9 protein-coding genes are annotated in these 8,229 nt (G+C 67.2%); 7 read left to right on the top strand and 2 right to left on the bottom strand.

Annotation, left to right across the window (positions count from 1 at the left end):
* Positions 1–157 precede the first annotated feature (157 nt).
* The 7 genes from DN824_RS15610 (at position 158) to DN824_RS15640 (ending at position 6,549) form a co-directional block, all read left to right on the top strand.
* The gene (locus tag DN824_RS15610) at positions 158–1,015 is read left to right on the top strand and encodes a CoA transferase subunit A (protein WP_138409332.1); all 858 of its coding nucleotides are present in this window, start codon (positions 158–160) and stop codon (positions 1,013–1,015) included.
* Positions 1,015–1,797, top strand: a complete 783-nt coding sequence (locus DN824_RS15615; RefSeq protein WP_138409333.1) for a CoA-transferase subunit beta — start codon at positions 1,015–1,017, stop codon at positions 1,795–1,797. The genes DN824_RS15610 and DN824_RS15615 overlap by 1 nt, the downstream gene beginning before the upstream one ends.
* Positions 1,794–2,999, top strand: a complete 1,206-nt coding sequence (gene pcaF / locus DN824_RS15620) for a 3-oxoadipyl-CoA thiolase (RefSeq protein WP_138409334.1) — start codon at positions 1,794–1,796, stop codon at positions 2,997–2,999. Before DN824_RS15615 ends, pcaF begins: the two co-directional genes overlap by 4 nt.
* A 76-nt stretch (positions 3,000–3,075) precedes the next feature.
* On the top strand, positions 3,076–4,437 hold the full coding sequence (locus tag DN824_RS15625; RefSeq protein ID WP_138409335.1) for a 3-carboxy-cis,cis-muconate cycloisomerase: 1,362 nt from the start codon (positions 3,076–3,078) through the stop codon (positions 4,435–4,437).
* Between the two features lie 12 nt (positions 4,438–4,449).
* Positions 4,450–5,238 (top strand): 3-oxoadipate enol-lactonase, encoded by a 789-nt coding sequence (gene pcaD, locus DN824_RS15630; protein WP_138409336.1) that lies wholly within the window; start codon positions 4,450–4,452, stop codon positions 5,236–5,238.
* 17 nt (positions 5,239–5,255) lie between these two features.
* The gene (gene pcaC, locus DN824_RS15635) at positions 5,256–5,648 is read left to right on the top strand and encodes a 4-carboxymuconolactone decarboxylase (RefSeq protein WP_138409337.1); all 393 of its coding nucleotides are present in this window, start codon (positions 5,256–5,258) and stop codon (positions 5,646–5,648) included.
* Positions 5,649–5,661: 13 nt separating this feature from the next.
* The gene (locus DN824_RS15640) at positions 5,662–6,549 is read left to right on the top strand and encodes a helix-turn-helix domain-containing protein (protein WP_174236528.1); all 888 of its coding nucleotides are present in this window, start codon (positions 5,662–5,664) and stop codon (positions 6,547–6,549) included.
* On the opposite strand, the gene pobA is transcribed toward DN824_RS15640, so the two are convergent.
* Together pobA and DN824_RS15650 are read right to left on the bottom strand one after the other, a co-directional pair.
* A complete protein-coding gene (gene pobA / locus DN824_RS15645) occupies positions 6,531–7,715 on the bottom strand; it encodes a 4-hydroxybenzoate 3-monooxygenase (protein ID WP_138409339.1) in 1,185 nt (394 codons plus the stop codon). The genes DN824_RS15640 and pobA overlap by 19 nt on opposite strands.
* A gap of 208 nt (positions 7,716–7,923) precedes the next feature.
* Positions 7,924–8,229: OprD family outer membrane porin (locus DN824_RS15650; protein WP_138409340.1), on the bottom strand; the 306-nt coding region annotated here is incomplete at its 5' end.

An 8,229-nucleotide genomic window follows, 5' to 3' on the forward strand; every position in this document is an offset into this window, starting at 1 on the left:
TGTCGAGCGACCATAAGACCTCCCGACAATGCTGACAGAACCGTTCGATTATCGAACGTATAGTCGATTATCGGATTGTTCCAGCCGACGCATCGCCGTACTTTGGGATACCACCTCGCCACGGCGAGGATCGAACAATGAGACGGGTACCTCCCACATGGCCGAACTGATTTCCCTGCGCGAAGCGGTGCAGCGCTTCGTCAACGACGGCGACACCGTCGCGCTCGAAGGTTTCACCCATCTGATCCCGACCGCCGCCTCCCACGAGATCATCCGACAGGGCAAGACGGGCCTCACGCTGGTGCGCATGACGCCCGACCTGGTCTATGACCTGATGATCGGCGCCGGTTGCGCCAAAAAGCTGATCTTCTCCTGGGGCGGCAACCCGGGCGTCGGTTCGCTGCACCGCCTGCGCGATGCGGTCGAGAAGGGTTGGCCGCAGCCGCTGGAAATCGAGGAACACAGCCATGCGGACCTCGCCAACGCCTACGTCGCCGGCGCCTCGGGGCTGCCCTTTGCCGTGCTGCGCGCGTACCTGGGCTCGGACCTGCCGAAGGTCAATCCGCTGATCAAGTTCATCGAATGCCCCTTCACCGGCGAGCGCCTGGCGGCCGTGCCCTCGGTCCGTCCGGACGTCACCGTGGTCCATGCGCAGAAAGCCGACCGCAAGGGCAACGTGCTGATCCAGGGGATTCTCGGGGTGCAGAAGGAAGCCGCGCTGGCGGCCAGGCGCAGCATCGTCACGGTCGAGGAGATCGTCGACGATCTCCAGGCGCCGATGAACGCCTGCGTGTTGCCGACCTGGGCCGTCACCGCCGTCTGCGAAGTGCCGCGTGGCGCGCATCCCTCGTACGCCCACGGTTATTACGAGCGCGACAACCGCTTCTACCAGGACTGGGACCCGATCGCCCGCGACCGTGACAGCTTCAACACCTGGATCGACGAATACATCCATGGCACGAGCGACTTCGCCGAGTTCCAGCGCAAGCTGGCCGCAGCACAGGAGGCCAACTGATGGGCAGCTACTCCACCAATGAAATGATGACCGTCGCCGCCTCCCGCCGCCTGGGCAATGGCAGCGTCTGCTTCGTCGGTATCGGCCTGCCGTCCAAGGCCGCCAACCTGGCTCGCCTGACCCATGCGCCGGACGTGGTGCTGATCTACGAATCGGGTCCGATCGGCGCCAAGCCCAGCGTGCTGCCGTTGTCGATCGGCGATGGAGAGTTGGCCGAAACCGCCGACACCGTCGTGCCCACCGGCGAGATCTTTCGCTACTGGCTGCAGGGCGGACGAATCGACGTCGGTTTCCTCGGCGCCGCCCAGGTCGACCGGTTCGGCAACATCAACACCACGGTGATCGGTGACTATCACCAACCGAAAGTCCGCTTGCCAGGCGCCGGTGGCGCGCCGGAAATTGCCGGTTCGGCCAGGCAGGTCCTGATCATTCTCAAGCAGTCGCACCGCACCTTCGTCGACAAGCTGGCGTTCATCACCTCGGTGGGGCACGCCGAAGGCGGCGATGCGCGCAAGCGCCTCGGGCTGCCGGGCGCCGGCCCGGTGGGGATTATCACCGACCTGTGCATCATGGAGCCGGAAGCCGGGTCCAACGAATTCGTGGTGACCTCGCTGCACCCGGGCATCACCCGCGAGCAGGTAATCGAGGCCACCGGTTGGGCCATCCGTTTTGCCGACAACGTGCAGACCACCGCCGAGCCGACCGAGGCGGAGCTCGCGGCGCTGCGCGATCTGGAGGCCCGTACCGCTGCCGCTCATGGGCAGAAGGGGAGTGATGAATGAGTCGTGAAGTCTTTATCTGCGATGCCGTGCGTACACCCATCGGCCGCTTCGGCGGCGCCTTGTCGGCGGTACGCACCGACGACCTGGCCGCGATCCCGCTGCGTGCGCTGCTCGAGCGCAACCCGGGGCTGAAGGCCGACGAGATCGACGAGGTCTACATGGGTTGCGCCAACCAGGCCGGCGAGGACAACCGCAACGTCGCGCGGATGGCGGCGCTGCTGGCGGGCCTGCCGGACAACGTCCCGGCACTGACCCTGAACCGCCTCTGTGCCTCGGGCATGGATGCGGTGGGCGCGGCGTTCCGTTCGATCGCCGCGGGCGAGATCGACCTGGCGATCGCCGGCGGGGTGGAATCCATGTCCCGCGCGCCCTTCGTCATGGGCAAGGCCGATACCGCCTTCTCCCGGACCATGAAGCTCGAGGACACCACCATCGGCTGGCGCTTCATCAACCCGCTGATCAAGCAGCAGTACGGTGTCGACTCGATGCCCGAGACCGCCGACAACGTGGCCGAGGATTACAAGGTCAGCCGCGCCGACCAGGATGCCTTCGCCCTGCGCAGCCAGCAGCGTGCCGCCGCCGCCCAGGAAGCGGGCTTCTTCGCCGAGGAAATCGTGCCGGTGGTGATCAAGACCAGGAAGGGCGAAACCGTCGTCGACCGCGACGAGCACCTGCGCCCCGATACCACGGCTGAAACCCTGGCCAAGCTCAAGCCGGTCAACGGCCCGGACAAGACCATCACCGCCGGCAACGCCTCGGGGGTCAATGACGGCGCCGCGGCGATGATCCTGGCCTCGCGCGAGGCAGTGGAGAAGTACGGCCTCACGCCACGCGCCCGGGTGCTCGGGATGGCCGCCGCCGGCGTCTCGCCGCGCATCATGGGCGTCGGCCCGGTGCCGGCGGTGCGCAAGCTGCTGGCGCGGCTGGACAAGCGCGTCGAGGACTTCGACGTGGTGGAACTCAATGAGGCCTTCGCCAGCCAGGCGCTGGCCTGCGTGCGTGAGTTCGGTCTGCCGGACGACAGCGAGAAGGTCAACCCGCAGGGCGGCGGCATCGCCCTGGGACATCCGCTGGGCATGAGCGGCACCCGCATCGTCATGACCACCGTGCACTGGCTGGAAAAGAACGGCGGCAAGCTCGGCCTGGCGACCATGTGCGTCGGCGTCGGCCAGGGCGTCGCGATGGCCATCGAACGGGTCTGACCCGCCGCGACGCCCCTGCTTGCGGCTAGACTCGCAGCCAGCAGGGGCGTGCTCTGCTCAACCATGGAGAACGCAGGTGCAACCTTCGTCCCACCAGTTATTCGATGCCTATTTCACCGGCGCGGCGATGCGCGAGGTGTTTTCCGATCACGCTCGGCTGCAGGGCATGCTCGATTTCGAGGCTGCCCTGGCGCGCGCCGAGGCGCGGGTCGGGGTGATTCCACGCAAGGCGGTGCAGCCGATCGAAGCAGCCTGCCAGGCCGAGCTCTACGATCTGGATGCGCTGCAGCAGGCGATCCTCATGTCCGGCAACTCGGCGATTCCGCTGGTCAAGGCGCTGGGCCGGCGTGTCGCACAGGGCGATCCGGAGGCCGAGCGCAGCGTCCACCTGGGCGCCACCAGCCAGGACGTGATGGACACGGGGCTGGTCCTTCAGCTGCGGCGTGCCGTCGACCTGCTGGAGCGGGATCTTGCCCAACTGGGTGACGCGCTCGCCAACCAGGCCCAGCGTCACGCCGATACGCCGATGACCGGACGGACCTGGCTGCAGCATGCCACGCCCGTCACCCTCGGCATGAAGCTCGCGGGCTGGCTCGGCGCGCTGACTCGCCATCGGCAGCGCCTGGCCGAACTCAAGCCGCGCCTGCTGGTGCTGCAGTTCGGCGGCGCGTCGGGCACCCTGGCCGCGCTGGGCGAACAGGCCTGGCCGGTCAGCCAGGCGCTGGCCGAGGAACTCGAACTGGCCCTGCCGGACCAGCCCTGGCATACCCAGCGCGATCGCCTGGCCGAATTCGCCACGCTACTGGGGCTGATCGCCGGCAGCCTGGGCAAGATCGGTCGCGACCTGTCGCTGCTGATGCAGACCGAGGCCGGCGAGGTGTTCGAGCCGGCCGGGCAGGGGCGCGGCGGCTCTTCGACCATGCCGCACAAGCGCAATCCGGTCAGCGCCGCGGTGCTGATCGCCGCCGCCACCCGCGCGCCGGGCCTGGTCGCCACCCTGCTGTCGGCGATGCCCCAGGAGCACGAGCGCAGCCTCGGCCTCTGGCACGCCGAATGGGACACGTTGCCCGACCTCTGCTGCCTGGTCGGCGGTGCGCTGCAACAGGCACTGCACATCGTTCCGGCACTCGAAATCGATGCCGCGCGGATGCGCCGCAATCTGGAGCTGACCCGGGGCCTGGTGCTGGCCGAGGCGGTCAGCATCGTCCTGGCCCAGCGCATCGGCCGCGACGCCGCGCATCACCGGGTCGAACAATGCTGCACGCGCGCCGTCGCCGAGGGACGCCACTTGCGCGAGGTGCTCGGGGACGACCCGCACGTCAGTGCCGAGCTTTCGCCCGAGGCGCTGGACCAGCTGCTCGACCCTGCCAACTATCTGGGCCAGGCGCGCCGTTGGGTCGAGCGCGCGCTGGCCGACCATCACGCCCTGTCTCACTGAGGAAAATCTGCGATGCCTTTCGTAACGCTCGCCGAGGGTGACCTGAACTACCGGCTCGACGGCCCGGACCATGCGCCCGTGCTGATGCTCTCCAACTCGCTGGGCACCGACCTGCACATGTGGGACGCCCAGATCGACGCCTTTGCCCACCATTTTCGGGTGCTGCGCTTCGACACCCGTGGGCATGGCGCATCGCTGGTCACGCCCGGGCCCTACACTGTCGAGCAATTGGGGCAGGACGCGCTGGCGCTGCTCGATGCGCTGGAGATCGCCAAGGCGAGTTTTTGTGGCCTGTCGATGGGCGGCCTGATCGGCCAGTGGCTCGGCATCAACGCCGGCGAGCGGCTCGAGCGGCTGGTGCTGTGCAACACCGGTGCGAAGATCGGCTCCGACGAGGTCTGGAACGGCCGCATCGACACCGTTCTGGCCGGCGGCCAACAGGCCATGCGCGAGCTGCGCGATGCCTCGATCGGACGCTGGTTCACCCCGGCCTTCGCCAGCGCCCAGCCACAGACGGTCGAGCCCATCGTCGAGATGCTGGCGCAGACCTCGCCGCAGGGCTACGCGGCCAACTGCGCGGCGGTGCGCGATGCCGACTACCGCGAGCAACTGGGGCGCATCAGCGTACCGACGCTGATCGTCTGCGGCAGCGCGGACGCGGTGACCACCCCCGAGCACGGCCGCTTCATGCAGGAACGCATCGCCGGCGCCGAGCTGGTCGAGTTCCCCGCGGCGCACCTGTCCAACGTGGAGGCGGGCGATGACTTCACCACCCGGGTGCTGGCGTTCCTGAACCACTGACTTTCAAAGGATCGACGATGGACGAGAAGCAGCGTTACGAGGCCGGCATGCAGGTGCGTCGTGCGGTACTGGGCGACGCCCATGTCGACCGCAGCCTGGAGAACATCACGCCGTTCAACCAGGAGTTCCAGGAAATGATCACCCGCCACGCCTGGGGCGATATCTGGACGCGCCCGGGTCTGCCACGGCACACCCGCAGTCTGATCACCATCGCCATGCTCATCGGCATGAACCGCGAGGGCGAGCTCAAGCTGCATCTGAAGGCGGCCAGGAACAACGGCGTGACGCGCGACGAGATCAAGGAAGTGCTGATGCAGAGCGCGATCTACTGCGGCATCCCGGCGGCCAACGCGACCTTCCATCTCGCCGAGCAGGTGTGGGACGAGATGGGCGTCGAGTCGCTCGACTGATCCGCCGATCGCCATGCCCGCGCCAGGCGTTCCGGTCTTCAAGCTGTACGGCGAGCAGCTGGACTGGCCGACCGAGGACCTGCTGCACTGCGAGTCGATTCCTCAACGCAGCAGCCAGCACGGCTGGGAGATCAAGCCCCATCGGCATGCCGATCTGCTGCAGCTGCTCTATGTGCAGCAGGGGCTGGCCGATGTGGAAATCGAGGGGCGCACGCACCGCATCGAGCGACCCGCGCTGCTGGTGGTGCCGCCGCTGACCATCCACGGGTTTCGCTTTTCGGCCGACATTCAGGGCTACGTGGTCACGCTGTCGGCACCGTTGCTCGAGTCGCTGCAAGGGGCGCTGGACGGCGCCGTGGGGTTCGCGGCGCAACCGGCCTGCCATCTGCTGGGCGAGGCCCAGGCGCAGCTCGATCCGCTGTTGGCGACGTTGCAGCGCGAGTACCAGCAGCGCGGGCCCGGCCGGGATCTGTCGCTGCGCTCGCTGGTGGCGCTGCTGATGGTCTGGGTCGCGCGCCAGGGTGTGCCCGGGCCCGCGCGGCGGGAAACCCTGCCGCGCGGGCACGGGTTACTGGCGCAGTTCGGAGCCTTGGTCGAGGCGCATTACCGCGAGCACTGGGGGATCGAGCGCTATGCGCGGGAACTGGGCATCTCCGCCGCGCACCTCAATGGGCTGTGCCGGCGCCTGGCCGGGCAGAGCGCCTTGCAGGTGGTCCACCAGCGTCTGCTGCTCGAGGCCAAGCGCGACCTCATCTACACCGCGATGACGGTCAACCAGATTTCTGATTACCTGGGCTTTTCCGAGCCGGCCTACTTCTCCCGCTATTTCCGCCGGCTGACAGGGCAGAGCCCCAATGCCTATCGCAAGGTCGCCCTGCCGCCTCAGTCGATCGGCTCGTAGGGCAGGCCCACGTAGTTCTCGGCGATGGTCGCGCGGCCGGCTGGCGAGTTCAGGAAGTAGTCGCGCTCGGTCTCCTGCAGGCGCCGGTCGAAGCCGTCCTTTTCCGGAAATTCATGCAGCAGCTGGGTCATCCACCAGGAAAACCGCTCGGCCTTCCAGATTCGCCTCAGGCAGGCCTGCGAGTAGCGTTGGAGCAGCTCGACCCGGCCCTCGCGGTACACCTTGAGCAGGATGCGATAAAGGGTGCTGACATCGCTCGCCGCGAGGTTGAGCCCCTTGGCGCCGGTCGGCGGCACGATATGGGCGGCATCGCCGAGCAGGAACAGCCGCCCATACTGCATGGGCTCGACGACGAAACTGCGCAGCGGGGCGATGCTCTTTTCCAGGGAGGGGCCGGTGACCAGCCTGTCGGCGACGTCCCGGGGCAGGCGGGTTTTCAGCTCCTGCCAGAATCTCTCGTCGGGCCAGTCTTCGACCTTCTCCTCCAGCGGCACCTGCAGGTAATAGCGGCTGCGGGTTTCCGAACGCTGGCTGCAGAGCACGAAGCCGCGTTCGTGGTGGGCGTAGATCAGTTCGTGATTGACCGGCGGCGTGTCGCTGAGCAGGCCGAGCCAGCCGAACGGGTAGACCCGTTCGAAGGTCTGCAGCACGCCATCGGGAATCGACTGGCGGGCGACGCCGTGGAAGCCGTCGCAACCGGCGATGTAGTCGCAGTCGAGCCGATGGCGCTCGCCGTCCTTGAGGTAGGTGAGGTAGGGCGCCTCACTTTTTGCGTCCTGTATGCGGACGTCGCCCGCCTCGTAGACGATCGGTGCGCCGCTGGCCTGGCGCGCCTGCATCAGGTCGCGGGTCACCTCGGTCTGGCCGTAGATCATGACCGTCTTGCCGCCGCTGTGGGCCTTGAGGTCCAGCCGCTGGCGCTTGCCGGCGAAGACCAGCTCGATGCCTTCGTGCACCAGCCCCTCCCGGTCCATCCGTTCGCTCACGCCGGCTTCGCGCAGCAGGTCCACCATGCCCTGTTCGAGCACGCCGGCGCGAATCCGGCCCAGCACGTAATCCGGCGTCTGCCGCTCCAGGATCAGGGTGTCGATGCCGGCCCGGTGCAGCAGCTGGCCTAGCAATAAGCCGGACGGGCCGGCACCGATGATCGCCACCTGGGTTTTCATTGTTGTTGTCTCGGCTAGGGCGGCCGTGCCGCCGTTGGCCTGTATTTTTCGCTGCCGAATGCGGGGCAAGAAGGGAGTTTTGCGGAGTAGACCTGGACTTTCGATGAATCGGTGCGATTAACGGCCGCCTTTTCGCAGGATGAAAAAAAGCCCGTCACAAGGACGGGCCAAGGAGATTGCCGTAACAGGAGAAACGGGTGGAGCGGTGTTACAGGATCGACAGCGGGTAGTTGAAGATCAGGCGGTTCTCGTCGAACTCGTTGGAGCTCCAGCTGCGACGCATGCTGGAGTTGCGCCAGCGCATGCTCAGGTCCTTGAGCGTGCCGCTCTGGATGGTGTAGGCCAGCTCGGTCTCGCGGCCCCATTCCTCGCCGTCGGTCACGGCGCCGACATGGACGTTGTCGCCGCTGATGTAGCGGTTCATGAGGGTGAGGCCGGGGATGCCGAGGGCGGTGAAGTTGTAGTCGTGGCGCACCTGCCAGGAGCGTTCCTTGGCGTTGTCGTAGCTGGAGTT

It is taken from the genome of Stutzerimonas nosocomialis (assembly GCF_005876855.1).
Lineage (GTDB): Bacteria > Pseudomonadota > Gammaproteobacteria > Pseudomonadales > Pseudomonadaceae > Stutzerimonas > Stutzerimonas nosocomialis.